The organism is Streptomyces sp. NPDC088812, from assembly GCF_044750285.1.
In the GTDB taxonomy this organism is placed as follows: Bacteria; Actinomycetota; Actinomycetes; order Streptomycetales; family Streptomycetaceae; genus Streptomyces.
The window spans coordinates 63125-79425 of record NZ_JBIVJP010000026.1; the positions used below are offsets into that span (position 1 = coordinate 63125).

General features: G+C 73.1%; 16 protein-coding genes. 11 read left to right on the forward strand and 5 right to left on the reverse strand.

Translation table 11 applies throughout. From position 1 onward, the window contains the following. The first annotated feature begins 1 nt into the window (after position 1). The gene (locus ACIP67_RS35820) at positions 2 to 475 is read left to right on the forward strand and encodes a C40 family peptidase (RefSeq protein WP_389517124.1); all 474 of its coding nucleotides are present in this window, start codon (positions 2 to 4) and stop codon (positions 473 to 475) included. Positions 476 to 1086: 611 nt separating this feature from the next. Here ACIP67_RS35820 and ACIP67_RS35825 read toward each other — a convergent pair. Continuing rightward, entirely contained in the window at positions 1087 to 1545 is a 459-nt protein-coding gene (locus ACIP67_RS35825; RefSeq protein ID WP_401697513.1) for an ATP-binding protein, read from the reverse strand. 212 nt (positions 1546 to 1757) lie between these two features. Between ACIP67_RS35825 and ACIP67_RS35830 the strand changes: the two genes are divergently transcribed. Beyond that, the gene (locus ACIP67_RS35830) at positions 1758 to 2618 is read left to right on the forward strand and encodes a helix-turn-helix domain-containing protein (RefSeq protein WP_401697515.1); all 861 of its coding nucleotides are present in this window, start codon (positions 1758 to 1760) and stop codon (positions 2616 to 2618) included. Positions 2619 to 2627: 9 nt separating this feature from the next. Beyond that, positions 2628 to 2870, forward strand: a complete 243-nt coding sequence (locus ACIP67_RS35835) for a DUF397 domain-containing protein (RefSeq protein ID WP_401697517.1) — start codon at positions 2628 to 2630, stop codon at positions 2868 to 2870. Between the two features lie 71 nt (positions 2871 to 2941). On the opposite strand, the gene ACIP67_RS35840 is transcribed toward ACIP67_RS35835, so the two are convergent. Beyond that, the gene (locus ACIP67_RS35840) at positions 2942 to 4069 is read right to left on the reverse strand and encodes an 8-amino-7-oxononanoate synthase (protein ID WP_401697518.1); all 1128 of its coding nucleotides are present in this window, start codon (positions 4067 to 4069) and stop codon (positions 2942 to 2944) included. 149 nt (positions 4070 to 4218) lie between these two features. Between ACIP67_RS35840 and bioB the strand changes: the two genes are divergently transcribed. From bioB to bioD, 3 genes are read left to right on the forward strand one after another with little or no spacing between them, the layout of a single operon-like run. Beyond that, on the forward strand, positions 4219 to 5460 hold the full coding sequence (bioB, locus tag ACIP67_RS35845; protein WP_401697520.1) for a biotin synthase BioB: 1242 nt from the start codon (positions 4219 to 4221) through the stop codon (positions 5458 to 5460). Then, the gene (locus tag ACIP67_RS35850; protein ID WP_401697521.1) at positions 5453 to 6733 is read left to right on the forward strand and encodes an adenosylmethionine--8-amino-7-oxononanoate transaminase; all 1281 of its coding nucleotides are present in this window, start codon (positions 5453 to 5455) and stop codon (positions 6731 to 6733) included. The genes bioB and ACIP67_RS35850 overlap by 8 nt, the downstream gene beginning before the upstream one ends. A 2-nt stretch (positions 6734 to 6735) precedes the next feature. After that, entirely contained in the window at positions 6736 to 7539 is an 804-nt protein-coding gene (bioD, locus tag ACIP67_RS35855) for a dethiobiotin synthase (protein WP_401697659.1), read from the forward strand. Positions 7540 to 7568: 29 nt separating this feature from the next. Here bioD and ACIP67_RS35860 read toward each other — a convergent pair whose 3' ends face one another. Further along, positions 7569 to 7943 carry a fic family toxin-antitoxin system, toxin component gene (locus ACIP67_RS35860; RefSeq protein ID WP_401697522.1) on the reverse strand — a complete coding sequence of 125 codons (375 nt, stop codon included), beginning with the start codon at positions 7941 to 7943 and terminating at the stop codon, positions 7569 to 7571. 4 nt (positions 7944 to 7947) lie between these two features. Beyond that, on the reverse strand, positions 7948 to 8235 hold the full coding sequence (locus ACIP67_RS35865) for a toxin-antitoxin system HicB family antitoxin (RefSeq protein ID WP_401697523.1): 288 nt from the start codon (positions 8233 to 8235) through the stop codon (positions 7948 to 7950). Positions 8236 to 8373: 138 nt separating this feature from the next. Between ACIP67_RS35865 and ACIP67_RS35870 the strand changes: the two genes are divergently transcribed. Both ACIP67_RS35870 and ACIP67_RS35875 read left to right on the forward strand, forming a co-directional pair. Beyond that, on the forward strand, positions 8374 to 9408 hold the full coding sequence (locus tag ACIP67_RS35870; protein WP_401697524.1) for an ATP-binding cassette domain-containing protein: 1035 nt from the start codon (positions 8374 to 8376) through the stop codon (positions 9406 to 9408). Positions 9409 to 9412: 4 nt separating this feature from the next. Further along, the gene (locus ACIP67_RS35875; RefSeq protein WP_401697525.1) at positions 9413 to 11977 is read left to right on the forward strand and encodes an ABC transporter permease; all 2565 of its coding nucleotides are present in this window, start codon (positions 9413 to 9415) and stop codon (positions 11975 to 11977) included. Between the two features lie 128 nt (positions 11978 to 12105). Here the strand turns inward: ACIP67_RS35875 and lspA are convergent, their stop codons facing one another. After that, entirely contained in the window at positions 12106 to 12702 is a 597-nt protein-coding gene (lspA, locus tag ACIP67_RS35880) for a signal peptidase II (protein ID WP_401697526.1), read from the reverse strand. Between the two features lie 560 nt (positions 12703 to 13262). On the opposite strand from lspA, the gene ACIP67_RS35885 reads away from it, so the two are divergent. From ACIP67_RS35885 to ACIP67_RS35895, 3 genes are all read left to right on the forward strand, one after another. Beyond that, positions 13263 to 13688 (forward strand): GNAT family N-acetyltransferase, encoded by a 426-nt coding sequence (locus ACIP67_RS35885; RefSeq protein ID WP_401697527.1) that lies wholly within the window; start codon positions 13263 to 13265, stop codon positions 13686 to 13688. A 177-nt stretch (positions 13689 to 13865) separates the two neighbouring features. Continuing rightward, a complete protein-coding gene (locus ACIP67_RS35890; protein WP_401697528.1) occupies positions 13866 to 15200 on the forward strand; it encodes a hemolysin family protein in 1335 nt (444 codons plus the stop codon). After that, positions 15197 to 16210, forward strand: coding sequence for a hemolysin family protein (locus ACIP67_RS35895; protein ID WP_401697529.1), 1014 nt, complete (start codon positions 15197 to 15199; stop codon positions 16208 to 16210). Before ACIP67_RS35890 ends, ACIP67_RS35895 begins: the two co-directional genes overlap by 4 nt. Positions 16211 to 16301: the final 91 nt, after the last annotated feature.

Sequence of the window (16301 nt, forward strand, 5' to 3'; positions counted from 1 at the left end):
CATGACTGCGCTGAATCGTGTCCCGTCGCTCATGGCCCGGGCCGGCACGGCCTCGGCCTTCGCCATCGCCGCCGTGGGCGGCTCGATCGTGGTCCCGGGTGTCGCCTCCGAAGCGGCGGCCGCCACCCCGGCGACGAAGGCACTCCAGATCGCGGCCTCCAAGAAGGGTTCGCCCTACCGGTACGGAGCCGCCGGGCCGAACAGGTTCGACTGCTCCGGGCTCACGCTGTACTCGTTCAAGAAGGCGGGCAAGAAACTGCCTCGTACGGCGGCCCAGCAGTACAACAAGACCACCCACATCTCGGCGAGCAAGCGCAAGGCCGGGGACCTCGTGTTCTTCCACTCGGGGTCGTACGTCTACCACGTCGGGATCTACGCCGGTAAGGGCAAGATCTGGCACTCCCCGAAGACCGGGGACGTGGTGAGGCTGCAGAAGATCTGGACCAAGAGCGTCTGGTACGGCCGGGTCAAGTGACCCTCCGGAGGCGGTGGCGGCGTCCCTGACGCGCCGCCACCGCCTCCGGAGCCCGCCTCCCGGAGCCCGGGGCCGGTCAGGCGGCCTCGCGCCGTCTGCGCCACGCCCAGGGCCGTCACACAGCCGTTCACAGCCGCCCGCAGCCGGTGACAGCCCTCTGTAGCCTTCGCGGCCCTCCGTAGCCTTCGCAGTCCTCCACGGCTGCACAGCCCTCCGCAGCCGCCGATCCCCGCCCGTCCCCACCGGTCGCCTCGGACCTCGCCCGGCTGCGCGGCACCACGCCCTCGGCCGTTCCCGGTCCCTCGGCGGCAGCCGCTGCCACCCCCACGCCGCCTCTGCCGGCCGAGCGCGCGGCCCGCCCTCACGCCCTCCGAAACCACCCGTTCGGCGGACACCCGCGCCCGCACCCCGCACACCACTCGTCCGGCGGACGGCCACGCCCGTGCGGCCCCCGCCTCCCCGCGCACCTCCCACTGGCCCCGCACCCGCACGTCCCCGAGCCCTCCGCACCCCGTCCCCGCACCCCGTCCCCACAGCCGTCCGCCACCCGCCCCCACACACACCCCACCCCCCTCACCGCTCCTCGTTCCGCCACCGGAATCCGAGCGGGGTCAAGGTTCCTGTTGGCCCGCCGTCGCCACCGGCTCCACGGGCACCGTCCACGGGAGGTCGACGCAGATGGTCTTGCCGCCCTCGCGGGTGGGGCGGACGCGGAGTCTGCCACCGCACTCCGCGGTCAGCCACCGGATGATCACCAGGCCACGGCCGTTGTCCTGCTGGACGGCGGCCGGCAGGCGCCTGGGGAAGCGCGGGTGGCTGTCCGTGACGCCGATGCGCAGCAGCTCGTCCCGGTCGAGCCGGAGGTCCACCCTGAAGGTGGGCGACTGTCCGAAGGTGTGCTGTACAGCGTTGGTGGCGAGCTCGGAGACGATGAGGCGGACGGTGTCGGCCGTCTCCGCCTCCGCGGGAAGACCCCATCCCCCCAGCGTGGTCAGCACGAACGCGCGAGCCGTGGACACCGAGGCGGGATCGCTCGGCAGAGTGAGGGATGCTTCCAGATGGTCTGCCATGGCGGTGCCGTCCCTTTCCCACGGGACCGGAGTCCGACACGGTGCGGATGGTTCGAGTACGGTCCCGGACTGGTGCTTCGTCGCCAGATTGCCATCAGCGGGCCGCCACCGGTGGCGATCCCCCAAGATGTGCATATATCTGTCGCTCGATGCGGTGAACTCTGCCACGGCAGAGCGTATTTGGACGGCTCGTAGGGAGTAAGGAGAACTCCATGCAGCACGGTCCCGCGGTGCGCCGCCGGAAACTGGGCGCCGAACTGCGGGCCCTGCGCGCCCGCCTCGGCCTGACCAGTGGCGAGGCGGCCCGGCTCGTGGGCTGGCACCAGTCGAAGGTGAGCCGGATCGAGACCGGCACCAGCGGTACGAAACCCGCCGATGTGCGGTTACTCCTCGACGCCTACGGCGTGTCCGATCCCCGGATGCGGGAGCTCATGCTGGCGCTGGCGGGGTCCGCCGACAGCGGCGGACGGGATCACTGGGTGCACGCCTACCGTGGCGTACTGCCGCCCGCCTACCGGGACTTCATCAGCCTGGAGTCGCAGGCGAGCGCGATGCGCACCCTGGAGACGACCGTGGTCCCGGGGCTGCTCCAGACGCCCGAGTACGCGCGGGCGGTGACGAGGGCCGCTGTCGAGGGCGCCGACGACGACCAGTTGGACACCCTGGTGGAGGTGCGGCTGGCCCGCCAGGACGTACTGCGCGCACAGCCGCCGCTGACGCTGAACGCGGTGCTGGACGAGGCCGTGCTGCGTCGGGAGGTGGGCGGCCCGGAGGTCATGGCCCGGCAGCTGGAACGGCTCGTGGAGGCGGGCCGGCTTCCCCAAGTGACGCTCCAGGTACTGCCGTTCAGTGCCGGAGCTCATATCGGAGTCACAGGTTCTTTCGTTATCTTCTCGTTTACGAGCACTTCTGATCTGGATGTGGTTGTTCTCGACCACTTGACGAGTAGCCTCTATCTCGAACGGAAAGAACACCTCCAGGCCTACACCGAGGCCTTCGACGCCCTTCGGGCGCACGCCCTTTCACCCGAGGACACACTGGAATACATCGCCGCGAAAGCCGCCGGCACGTAAGGAGGCACCATGACTGCACTGCCTCGGAACGTACCCTCCAGTACCGACCTGCACGACCGCCGCCGTCCGCAGGGTCTGCGGTGGCTGCGCAGCAGCTACAGCACGGGAGCCAACAACTGCGTGGAGACGGCCCGCCCGGAGACCGGACCGTGGGCCGGCCTGCTCGCCGTACGCGACTCCAAGGACCCGGCCGGACCCGCCCTGCTCTTCTCCCCCGAGAGCTGGACGGGCTTCACGGCCACGTTCCGCTGACCTTCGTCCGGACCGTCCGGACCCCTGCCCCCCACCCGTATCCCGGCGCCGCCCGGCCGTGTCACGCCGACTCATGGCCGTGTCTCGCCGATCACTCGTACAGCGCGTTCGATCTGCGCCTCGGAGAGGTCCGCACGGGCGGTCAGCCTCAGGCGTGAGACGCCGTCGGGCACGGAGGGAGGACGGAAGCAGCCGACGGTCAGGCCTGCCGCCCGGCAGTCCGCCGCCCAGCGCACGGCCCGCTCCGGGGACGGCGCACGCACGGAGACGACCGCGGCGTCCGGACGCACCGCCTCCAGACCCGCGGCCGTCAGCCGCGCGTGCAGGTCGCCCGCGACCGCACGCGCGCGTGCCGCGCGTTCCGGTTCGCGGCGCAGCAGCCGCAGGGCCGCCAGGGCCGCCCCCGCCGCCGCGGGGGCGAGACCGGTGTCGAAGATGAACGTCCGGGCCGCGTTCACCAGGTGCTCGATCACCCGCGCGGGTCCGAGCACGGCCCCGCCCTGGCTGCCGAGCGACTTGGACAGCGTGACCGTGACGACGACGTCGCCGGCGCCGGCCAGTCCCGCGGCGTGCGGGGCGCCGCGCCCGCCGGCGCCGAGGACGCCGAGCCCGTGGGCGTCGTCGACGACCAGCCCGGCCCCGTGCTCCCGGCACACCTCGGCGAGGGCGGCCAGCGGCGCCGCGTCGCCGTCGACCGAGAACACCGTGTCGGAGACCGTCAGCGCCGGGCCCGGGTGCGTGCCGAGCGCCTTGCGCACGGCGTCCGGGTCGGCGTGCGCGACGACCTGCGTGGTGCCGCGGGCCAGCCGGCAGCCGTCGATGAGCGAGGCGTGGTTCCCGGCGTCCGAGACGATCAGGGTGCCGTGCGGGGCCAGCGCGGTGACCGCCGCCAGGTTCGCGGCGTAGCCGGAGGAGAGGACCAGGGCCGCCTCGAAGCCGCAGAAGCCGGCCAGTTCCCGTTCCAGCTCGGCGTGGAGTTCGGTGGTGCCGGTGACGAGACGGGAGCCGGTGGCACCGGCGCCCCAGGTCCGGGCGGCCCGCGCCGCGCCCTCGGTGACCTCCGGGTGACGGGCCAGGCCCAGGTAGTCGTTGCTCGCGAGGTCGAGGAGCGGCGAGTCGGCCGGCCGGGGACGCAGGGTCCGTACGAGTCCGGCGCGGCGGCGCAGCTCCGCCTGCTCGTCGATCCAGCCGAACGCCATGGGGTCCTCCGGTGCTTTTGTAGGTAGCGGACAGACACTAGCGGCAGGTGTGGCCGCCCATGGTGTGGCACTACCCACACGTCGCAGCGGGCGTGTTGTGTGATCCCTACCTTGGCCCGGAGTGGTTCGGTAGGACAGGATCGGCTCTCATGGACCTGTTGAACACGCTGGTGGACAAGGGGCTTCGGCGCGAGCTGCCGACCCGTGCGGAAGCGCTGGCCGTCCTCGCGACGTCCGACGACGACCTGCTCGACGTGGTGGCCGCGGCCGGCCGGGTGCGCCGGCACTGGTTCGGGCGACGGGTGAAGCTCAACTACCTCGTCAACCTCAAGTCGGGGCTGTGCCCCGAGGACTGCTCCTACTGCTCCCAGCGGCTCGGCTCCACCGCCGGGATCCTCAAGTACACCTGGCTCAAGCCCGACGAGGCCTCCGAGGCGGCGGCCGCGGGGCTGGCCGGCGGCGCGAAGCGGGTGTGCCTGGTGGCGAGCGGGCGCGGTCCGACGGACCGGGACGTGGACCGGGTCTCCGAGACCATCAAGGCCATCAAGGAGCGGAACGAGGAGGTCGAGGTGTGCGCCTGTCTCGGTCTGCTCTCCGAGGGACAGGCGGAGCGGCTGCGCGCGGCGGGCGCCGACGCCTACAACCACAACCTGAACACGTCCGAGGGGACGTACGCGGACATCACGACCACGCACACGTACGCCGACCGGGTGGACACGGTCCACAAGGCGCACGCGGCGGGCCTGTCCGCCTGCTCCGGGCTGATCGCCGGCATGGGCGAGAGCGACGAGGACCTGGTCGACGTGGTCTTCTCGCTGCGCGAGCTGGACCCGGACTCGGTCCCGGTCAACTTCCTGATCCCCTTCGAGGGCACCCCGCTCGCCAAGGAGTGGAACCTCACCCCGCAGCGGTGCCTGCGCATCCTGGCGATGGTGCGGTTCGTGTGCCCGGACGTCGAGGTGCGTATCGCGGGCGGGCGCGAGGTCCATCTGCGCACGATGCAGCCGCTCGCGCTGCACCTGGCCAACTCGATCTTCCTGGGCGACTACCTCACCAGCGAGGGCCAGGCGGGCCGGGCCGACCTGGAGATGATCGCGGACGCCGGCTTCGAGGTGGAGGGCGCGGAACAGGTGACGCTGCCGGAGCACCGCGTCGCCGCCGGCGGCGACTTCGGGGACTGCGGGGGCGGGGGCGGCGGATCGCACGGGAACGCCGGGTGCGGATCGCACGGCACCGCCGGGTGCGGGTCGCACGAGGGCGCGGGCTGCGGGTCGCACGAGGTGGGCGGCGTCTGTGGCTCCGCTCCGGTGGCGGCGGCCGGCGAGCCCCGCACGGACCTGGTCGCCGTACGCCGCCGGGGTGCCGGGACGGACCTCGCGCCCAATGCCTGACCCGAACGTGCCGGAGCTGCTGGATCTCGACCGGCGGCACGTGTGGCATCCGTACGGTCCGATGCCCGGCCGGGCCGAGCCGCTCGTCGTGGAGTCGGCGAGCGGGGTCCGGCTGCGGCTCGCCGACGGCTCGGGCGAGCTGGTCGACGGCATGGCGTCCTGGTGGTCGGCGATCCACGGCTACAACCACCCGGTGCTGAACGAGGCGGTGCGCGCGCAGCTCGGCCGGATGAGCCACGTGATGTTCGGCGGGCTCACCCACGAGCCCGCCGTTCGGCTGGTGAAGCTCCTCGTCGACATGTCGCCGGCAGGGCTGGAGCACGTCTTCCTCGCCGACTCGGGATCGGTGTCCGTCGAGGTCGCGGTCAAGATGTGCCTCCAGTACTGGCGTTCGCTGGGCCGGCCCGGCAAGCGGCGGCTGCTGACCTGGCGCGGTGGCTACCACGGCGACACCTGGCAGCCGATGTCGGTGTGCGACCCCGAGGGCGGCATGCACGACCTGTGGGCCGGGGTGCTGCCCCGCCAGGTGTTCGTGGACGCGCCGCCCGCCGACCACGACGAGGCGTACGCGGAGCGGCTGCGCTCGGCGATCGAACGGCACGCCGACGACCTGGCCGCGGTGATCGTCGAGCCGGTGGTGCAGGGGGCCGGGGGGATGCGGTTCCACTCCCCCGCGTACCTGCGGGTGCTGCGCGAGGCGTGCGACGCGCACGACGTCCTGCTGGTGTTCGACGAGATCGCGACCGGGTTCGGGCGTACGGGCGCCCTGTTCGCGGCGGAGCACGCCGCGGTGACACCGGACGTGATGTGCGTCGGCAAGGCGCTGACCGGTGGTTACCTGACCATGGCGGCCACCCTGTGCACGGCACGGGTGGCCGACGGGATCTCGCGGGGCGAGGTCCCGGTGCTCGCCCACGGCCCCACCTTCATGGGCAACCCGCTGGCGGCGGCCGTCGCCTGCGCCTCGATCGAGCTGCTGCTCGGCCAGGACTGGCTCGCGGAGGTCGAGCGGATCGGGACCGGCCTGCGGGAGGGGCTGGCCCCCGCCCGGGAGGTGCCGGGCGTGAAGGACGTACGGGTCCTCGGGGCCATCGGTGTCGTCCAGCTGGACCACGCCGTCGACATGAAGGCCGCCACGGACGCCGCCGTACGGGAGGGCGTGTGGCTGCGGCCGTTCCGCGACCTCGTCTACACGATGCCGCCGTACGTCACGGACGACGCGGACGTGGCACGGATCGCGCGCGCGGTGTGCGCCGCGGCGCGGGAGGGATGAACATGCCGATCCTGGTGATCACGGGGACGGGTACGGAGATCGGCAAGACGGTCACGACCGCGGCCCTCGCCGCGTCGGCGCTCGCGGCGGGCCGGTCGGTGGCCGTGCTGAAGGCCGCCCAGACCGGCGTACGGCCGGACGAGTGCGGGGACGCCGACGAGGTCGCGCGGCTCGCGGGCGCCGTCACGACCGCCGAACTCGCCCGCTACCCCGACCCGTTGGCCCCGGCGACCGCCGCCCGGCGGGCCGGCCGGGAACCGGTGCGTCCGCGTCGGGTCGCCGAAGCCGCGGAGAAGCTGGCCACCGAGCACGACCTGGTCCTCGTCGAGGGCGCGGGCGGGCTGCTCGTCCGCTTCGACGAGACCGGCGGGACCCTGGCCGACGCCGCGGAGATGCTGCGGGCGCCGGTGCTGGTGGTGGCGTCGGCGGGCCTGGGCACGCTGAACACCACCGAACTGACGGCCCGTGAACTCCGGCGTCGTGGCGTGGAGTTGCTGGGTGTGGTCATCGGCAGCTGGCCCGGCTCCCCCGATCTGGCGATGCGGTGCAACGTCACCGACCTCCCGGAGGTCGCGGGAGCCCCGCTGCTGGGGGCACTGCCCGCCGGCGCCGGGACGCTGACGCCCGCCGACTTCCGTGAGCGGGCGCCGGGTTGGCTGGCGGCGCGCCTGGAGGGGACGTGGGAGGCGGAGGCGTTCCGCCGGGCCGTAGCGAATGCGGCGGGCGTGGCGGACGCGGGGGGTGCGTCAGGTGCGGCGGGTGTGTCAGGTGCGGCGGGTGTGTCAGGTGCGGCGGCTCAGGTCTGAGGGCGCCGGCGTCCGGCACGGGCCGACCCTCACCGGCTCCACTGGCGCAGCTCCCGGGCGATGTCGTGCACCGACGCCTCACCGTTCTTGACCAGGCGGGCCAGGTCGCGGACCTGCTCGGGCGAGGTGACGACCTTCACCCCGCTGGCCACGAGGTAGGCGTAGGCGACGGAGCAGGCGAAGAGGGCGTTGGAGCGCTCCAGCGCGGGGACGTGGAGGAGGAGCTGGAGCAGCGACGCCGCGCGGGCGTGCGGGGTGTCGTAGACGGGGACGTCGAAGATCTCGGCCTGGTGGCGCGCCACCGCCGCGACCAGTGCTCCCCAGTCGGTGACCTGGGGGTCTCCCGGCGTCTTCTGCTCGGCGAGCATCAGCAGCCAGGCGAGGTCGATGGTCAGGTCGTCCAAGGGGTCAGCGGCCACCTTCGTGCGTGCCGCTCCCGGCCGTGCCGCTCCCGGCCGTGCGGCCCTCGGCCGTTCGGCCCTCGCGGGCCGCGCCGAATTCCTCGGCGAAGACGGTCTCGTACTGCTTCATGAAGTCGGCCGCGGCCTCCAGGAAGGTGTGGCCCGCCTCGCCGGTGTCCTGTCGGACCAGCTCTTCGATGTAGCGGTTGACGCTCATGCCGCGCGCGGTGGCCCGCTCGCGGGCGGCGCGGGCCGTACCCTCGTCGACGCGGACGTTCAGCTGGGTCTTCGCCATACCGTCGACGCTAGCGCCGGAACGCTAGCACCGGCAAGGGCGGTCAGGTGGGCAAAAGGGATACCGGGTGTGCGCCCGGTCACACTACGCTCGTCGGAACCGGCACGTCGGCACGTCCCCCCGATCGAGGAGGCAGCCTTGTCCACACCTGCTGTGCGGCACGCCCCCGGCCTGGCGTCGGCCGACGGCGTGGCGGCCCGGGCCCGTGCGCTGACCAAGGCCTACGGCTCGGGCGAGACCGCCGTGCTGGCGCTGGACTCGGTGGACGTGGACATCGCGCGGGGACGCTTCACCGCCGTGATGGGGCCGTCGGGCTCGGGGAAGTCCACGCTGATGCACTGTCTGGCCGGGCTCGACACCGTCTCGGGCGGGCAGGTGTGGCTCGGCGACACCGAGATCACGGGGCTGAAGGAGCGGGAGCTGACCCGGCTGCGCCGCGACCGGGTCGGGTTCATGTTCCAGTCGTTCAACCTGATCCCGACCCTCGACGCGGCCGAGAACATCACGCTGCCGATGGACATCGCGGGGCGTGAGCCGGACCGGGAGTGGCTGGACCGGGTGATCGACACGCTGGGGCTGCGGGACCGTCTCAAGCACCGGCCCGCCCAGCTGTCCGGCGGTCAGCAGCAGCGCGTGGCCTGCGCGCGGGCGCTCGCCTCCCGCCCGGAGCTGATCTTCGCGGACGAGCCGACCGGCAACCTGGACTCGCGCGCCGGCCTGGAGGTCCTCGCCTTCCTCCGGGAGGCCGTGGACGGCCTGGGCCAGACCGTCGTCATGGTCACCCACGACCCGGGTGCCGCCGCCCACTCCGATCTGGTGCTCTTCCTCGCCGACGGACGGATCGTGGACGAGATGGGGCGTCCGACGGCGGAGACGGTGCTGGAGCGCATGAAACGCTTCGACGGAATCCGCACCCAGGCCGGCGCGGCCCCGGCCGAGCCCGGCACAGCCCAGGACAGGTCCGGCACGGATCCGGGGGAGCCCGGCACGGCTCCGGACGAGTCCGGCACGGCTCCTGCCGCCCAGGCCGGCGCGGCCCCGGACGAGCCCGGCACAGCCCAGGACAAGTCCGGCACGGCTCCAGGCGAGCCCGGCACGGCTCCTGCCGCCCAGGCCGGCGCGGCCCCGGACGAGCCCGGCACGGCTCCGGGCGAGCCCGCCGGAAAGGGCTGAGCCGGTGCTGCGGGCCACGCTCCGGAGCTTCCTCGCGCACAAGGGCCGCCTGCTGCTGTCCGCCCTCGCCGTCGTGCTGTCGGTGGCGTTCGTCGCGGGCAGCCTGATCTTCTCCGACACGGTGGCGCGCACCTTCGACCGCCTCTTCGCGTCCACGTCGGCCGATGTGACGGTCGAGCCGGAGGAGGACCTGACCGCCTCCGTGCCCACCGGCGCGGTCCGGACCCTGCCCGCCGCCCTGGCCGACCGGGTGGCCCGCACCGCCGGAGTGGCCTCGGCCCACGCCGACGTCAGCGTGGAGAACATCACGGTCGTCGACGCCGCCCACACGTCCGTGGGCCGGTCCGGCGGAGCGCCGACCATCGCCTCCGACTGGTACGTCACCGAACGCAGCGCCGTGGAGCTGACCTCCGGCCGCGCCCCGCGCGGCGCCGGGGAGGCCCTGATCGACGCCGACACCGCCGGCCGCAAGGACGTGGAGATCGGCGACACGCTGACGGTGATGGCCCAGCCCGGGTCGTTCCCGGTCCGCGTCGTCGGCATCGCCACCTTCCGGACCACCAACCCGGGCGCCGCCCTGGTCTTCCTCGACCCCGCGGTGGCCGCCCCACGGCTCCTGGGCTCGCCCGACCTGGCCACCGGCATCTCCGTCGACGCGGCGGAGGGCGTGACCGACGCCGAGCTGAAGCGCCGCGTCGCCGCCGCGGTCGGCTCCGGCCCCTACGTCGTGCAGACGGCCGACGAGCAGGCGAAGTCGGCGGCGGAGGAGCTGGGCGGGTTCCTCGACGTCATCAAGTACGTGATGCTCGGTTTCGCCGGGATCGCCGTGCTGGTGGGCGTGTTCCTGATCGTCAACACGTTCGCGATGCTGGTCGCCCAGCGGACCCGTGAGCTGGGCCTGCTCCGCGCGCTCGGCGCGGACCGGCGTCAGGTACGGCGCTCGGTGCTCACCGAGGCGGTGCTGCTGGGCCTGGCCGGCTCGACGCTGGGCCTCGCGGCCGGCATCGGTCTGGCGGCCGGTCTGATCCGGCTGATGAGCGCGCTCGGTATGAACCTCAAGACCACGGAGATGGTCGTCGGCTGGGCGACCCCGGTGTCGGCGTACGCCGTCGGCGTCGGCGTCACCTTCGTGGCCGCCTACCTCCCGGCCCGACGCGCGGCGGCCGTGTCGCCCATGGCGGCCCTCGCGGACGCGGAGGTCGCCGGTGTGGGACGGCCGCTGCGGGTGCGCGCGGTGGCGGGGGCGGTCGTCGGCGGGCTCGGTGCCGCCGCCCTGGTGGGCTGCGTGACCGCGTCCCGTACGGCGACGGCGGCCTCGCTGCTGGGTCTGGGGGTCGTCCTCACGCTCGTCGCCACCGTCGTGGCGGGCCCGCTGCTGGTGCGTCCGGTGATCCGGGTGCTCGGCGCGGGTTTCCCGGTCCTGTTCGGCGCGGTCGGCCGGATGAGCCGGCGCAACGCGCTGCGCAACCCGCGCCGCACGGGCGCGACCGCCGCCGCCCTCATGGTGGGCCTCGCCCTGGTGGGCGGCATGTCGGTGGCGAGCGCCTCGATGTCGGAGTCGTTCGACCGGCAGATCGACGAGACGCTCGGCGCCGACTTCGTCGTCCAGGACGCCGGCTTCACGCCGTTCCCGCGGGAGGTGACCGACCGGGTGCGTGCCACGGACGGCGTCGGGGTCGTCGTACGGCAGCGGTTCGCGCCGGTCGCCGTGCGGCTGCCCGACGGCGAGCGGCTCGAGACGACGGCCGCCGGGTACGACGACCGGGTCGACGAGGTCGCCCGGGTCCGGTACGCGCGGGGTGACTCGGCGGCCGCGCTGGCCGACGGCGCGATCGGCATGGACGCGGACTTCGCCGCGGAGCACGGCGTGCGGATCGGCAGCGTGCTGCCAGTGCGGTTCCCCGGCGACCGGACCGTCCCGCTGAGGGTGGGCGCGCTCACCGACCAGGACACCGAGGGCTTCGGCATGCGGGGCGGACTGTTCCTCAACGCCGCGACCGTCGAGGAGTACGTGCCCGGGGGCCAGGACTCGGTGCTGTACCTGAACGCCGCCCCCGGCACCGACGCCGACGAGCTGCGGCCCCGGCTGGAGCGGGCGCTGCAGCCGTATCCGCAGGTGCAGGTGCGCGACCAGGCCGACTACAAGGAGCTGGTCCACGGCCAGATCGCCGTGCTGCTGTACCTGGTGTACGCGCTGCTCGGGCTCGCGATCGTCATCGCGGTGCTCGGGGTGGTCAACACCCTGGCGCTGTCGGTGGTGGAGCGGACCCGGGAGATCGGGCTGCTGCGGGCCATCGGGCTGGCGCGGCGGCAGGTGCGCCGGATGATCCGGCTGGAGGCGGTGGTGATCGCGGTGTTCGGCGCCGTGCTGGGGCTCGGGCTGGGGCTGGTGTGGGGCGTGTGCATCCAGCGGGTGCTGGCCCTGGAGGGCATGAAGGCGCTGGCGATCCCGTGGGGGACGGTCGTCGTGGTCGTCGTCGGCTCGGCGGTGGTCGGCGTCGTGGCGGCACTGCTGCCGGCGCTGCGCGCCTCACGGATGAACGTGCTGGCGGCCATAGCGCACGAGTGACCGCAGCGGGGCGGGTGCCCGCACCTGACGACAGCGCTGCGGAAGCCCACGCACGATGGAAGCACGCACCGCGCACCGCACCGCACCGCACCGCACCGCACCAGTCGAGCTCTCGGGTCTGGAGCGTCTCACCGTGGAGCGAGAATGCTCCGGTCCTGCCGATCTTTCGGGGGCGAGCCGTCCAGGGAAGTGCCCCGGATCGACAGGAGGACCATCAGGGCACCGCCGCAGACAATGGCCGAATCGGCGAGATTGAACACCGCGAAGTGCTCAACGGAGATGAAGTCGACGACGTGCCCGCGAAAGACCCCCGGCGCCCGGAAGATCCGGTCAGTCAGATTGCCGAGCGCGCCCCCCAGCAGAAGGCCCAGGGCGACAGCCCACGGAAGGCTCTGAAGCCTACGCGCGACACGCACGATGACCACGACGATCGCGACCGCGATCGCCGTGAACACAGCCGTGAAAGCCTGGCCCGTACTGAAAGCCGCACCCGAGTTACGGAACACGTGCAGCGTGAGCACGCGGCCCGCTATGGCGACGGGCTCCTGGCCTTCCCAGCGCGAGACAGCCACAAGCTTGCTGCCGAGGTCCAAGGTGTAGGTGAGAGCGGCCGCCGTCAGCAGAGCGGTCAGTGGGCCCTGAGCCAGTGCGCGCTCATCAACAGCACGCGTTGCGGTCTCGGGCTGGGATTGCGAGGCATTGTCGGTAGTGATGATCCGCTCCATGGATGCCGAGCCGCCCTAAACACGACCACACTACAAGAGCCTGCGGGGTGAAACGTCCAGCAGGTGCTCGGCTCCGGCTTTCACACCACTGCGGTCAGTCCGCGTCCTCGCCGTCGGACGGGCACCGGTCGAGCACGGCTTCGCCCATCCCGATAACTGGCGGACCCTCACCAAAGGCCGGCGCCCTCGACGAGCGCGTGGCGCGCTACCGGGAGCCGGCGCGCGGGCGCGAGGAACCGGCGGAGCTCGACCTGCTCGTCCAGAGGGTGGTCGTCACCTAGGACCGTGAGGCTGCCGTCCGGCCCCTCCTGCAGCGCAGCGGACGGCGCACCTGACGCCGGAAAAGGCGCCGGAGCCGCCCATCCTGTCGGTCGGCACACTGCGGGAGATCGTCGCGCAGGTGCTCGCCCGGCGCGGGTTACGGGTTCTCCTGCCTGACGGTGCCGGATCCGTACAGGGAGGCCTTCGCGCCCGTGATCGCGGAACTGCGGGGCCGCTGACAACCGTCCGGATGCTGGAATTCCGCCGTTCGGTCCGTGCTCCGTGGTGTGATCATCGGCATGTCTGAACTGCAGATACGGGCCGCGACGCCCGACGACCTCGACGCCGTGCTGGACTTCTGGAAGACCGCCGCCGAGGGCACGAGCATCAGTGACGACCGGGAGGGCGTGGAGCGGCTGGTCGCCCGTGACCCGGACGCTCTGATCCTGGCCGAGCGGGACGGGCGGCTGGCCGGCACGGTGATCGCCGGGTTCGACGGGTGGCGCTGCCACCTGTACCGGCTGGCGGTGCATCCGCACCACCGCCGCCAGGGGATCGGCTCGGCGCTGCTGGCCGCCGCGGAGGAGCGGTTCGTCCGGCTGGGCGGGCGGCGCGGCGACGCCATGGTGCTGACACGGAACGAGACCGCGCACCATGCCTGGCGGGCCGCGGGGTACACGCCGGAGGAGCGCTGGCGGCGCTGGGTGAAGCCGCTCACCGACTGACCTCACCCACCAGCAGCTTTGCCGATCCTTTACACTTGGGGGACCGTGCGGATCGTACGGTCCCCCTACCGTCCCGAAACGTGAAAGGTGTGAGCGTCCGCCCATGGGCGAGCCTCCCAGTACGCGACATCGCGCGATCCTCCCTGCCCTGTCCGACCATGGGACGGAGGTGACACGATGACGGAAGTCCTCCTGCTGCTGGTGGCGATCCTGCTGTCCCTCGCGTGCGGCGCCTTCGTCGCGGCCGAGTTCTCGCTGACGACCGTGGAGCGCAGCGAGCTGGAGCGGGCCGTCGAGCGGGGCGAGACCGGCGCGGCCGGTGCCCTGAAGGCCGTGCGCAACCTCACGTTCCAGCTGTCCGGCGCCCAGCTCGGCATCACCGTCACCAACCTGGTCGTCGGCATGCTCGCCGAGCCGTCGATCGCCGCGCTGATCTCCGGGCCGCTGGAGTCGGCCGGTCTGTCCGCCACCGCGGCGAGCTCCGTCGCGCTGGTGCTGGGCACAGCCCTGTCGACGGTGTTCCTGATGGTCGTCGGCGAGCTCGTCCCGAAGAACTGGGCGATCTCCTCGCCGCTGGCCGTGGCCAAGCGGGTGGGCAACGCCCAGCGCTGGTTCAGCGCCGCCTTCCGCCCCTTCATCACGCACCTGAACAACACGGCGAACCGTGTGGTGCGCCGGTTCGGGCTGGAGCCCGCCGAGGAGCTGGCCTCCGCCCGCGGCCCCCAGGAGCTGGTCGCGCTGGCCCGGCACTCCGCCAAGCAGGGCGCGCTGGAGGCGGACACCGCCGAGCTGTTCGTGCGCACGCTGAACCTGGCCGACCTGACCGCGGAGAACGTGATGACACCGCGCGTCCAGGTCGTCGCCCTGGAGGCGCGGGCCACCTGCGAGGACGTCGCGAACGCGACCCGGGCGACCGGTCTGTCCCGCTTCCCCGTCTACCGGGACAGCCTGGACCAGGTGGTCGGCACCGCCCACGTCAAGGACGTCATCGCGATGCCCGCGGAGCGCCGTACCCGCGTGCCCGTCGCCGAGATCATGCGCGAACCGCTGCTGGTGCCCGAGAGCCTGACCGTGGACCGTCTCCTGGACCGGCTGTCCGGCAAGCGGACGATGGCCGTGGTCATCGACGAGTACGGCGGAACGGCCGGGGTGGCGACCCTGGAGGACATCGTCGAGGAAGTCGTCGGCGAGGTCCGTGACGAGCACGACCCGCACGAGACGCCCGACCTCGCCCCCGCGGGCACGGACGACGCCGGCCGCGCCCTGTACACCGCCGACGGAGCCGCCCGCACCGACCAGCTCGCGCGCGTGGGCCTGCACGTCCCGGAGGGCCCCTACGAGACGCTCGCCGGCCTGGTCGCCACCGAGCTGGGCCGTATACCGGCCGTCGGTGACCGGGTCGAGGCCGCCGGCTGGCGCATGGACGTGGTCGACGCGTCCGGCCACCGGGCCGCGCGGGTGCTGCTGCACGCGCCGCTCGACGACCCGTCGGAACAGGAGGTCGGCCGGTGACCGCCGTCCAGTTGCTGATCGGCCTGGCGACCCTGGTCGTCAACGCCTTCTTCGTCGGCGCGGAGTTCGCGCTGATCTCCGTACGCCGCTCGCAGATCGAGCCGTACGCCGAACAGGGCGACCGGCGCGCCCGGAGCGTGCTGTGGGGCCTGGAGCACGTGTCCGCGCTGATGGCGGCCGCCCAGCTCGGCATCACGCTGTGCACCCTGGTCCTCGGTGTGGTCGCCGAACCGGCGATCGAGCACCTGCTGGAACCGGTGTTCCACGCGGTCGGCGTGCCCGAGGGGGCCGGTCACGCGGTGTCCTTCGTGATCGCGCTGACCCTGGCGACGTACCTGCACATGCTGCTGGGCGAGATGGTGCCGAAGAACATCGCGCTCGCCGAGCCGGTGCGCAGCGCGCTGCTGCTCGGCCCGCCGCTGGTCGCGCTCTCCCGGGCGCTGCGTCCGGTGATCTTCGCGATCAACGCCTTCGCCAACGCGCTGCTGAAGCTGCTGCGGATCGAGGCCAAGAACGAGGTCACCGCCACGTTCTCGGACGCGGAGCTGGCCCAGATCGTCAAGGACGCGGGGGAGGCCGGCCTCCTCGACGACCGTGCCCAGGAGCGGCTGCACGACGCCCTGGAACTGGGCCGGCGCCCGGTGCGGGACGTCGTCGTCCCCCTGGAACGGGTCGTCTACGCGCGCGTGGGCGTCACTCCGGACGGGCTGGAGCGGCTCGCGGGCGAGTCGGGGTTCTCCCGCTTCCCCGTCGTCGACGAGGGCCGCCGGATCGTCGGGTACCTGCACGTGAAGGACGCGCTCGACGCCTCGCCCCGGGACGAGGCGTTCCGGCTGCGGGACCTGCGGCCCATCGCGCGCGTGCGGGAGACGACGCCCCTGGACGACGTCCTCACGGCCATGCGGGGCAGCCGGACGCACCTGGCGGCCGTGATCGGCGCCGACGGGCGGCTCGCCGGGCTGGTGACCATGGAGGACGTGCTGCGCGAGCTGTTCGGGCAGCGGGCCTGAGCGGGGGGCGGGGTGAGCGGGCGCGGGCGCGGGAGGTGAGCGGGCGCGGGCGCGGGAGGTGAGCGGGCGCGGGCGCGGGAGGTGAGCGGGC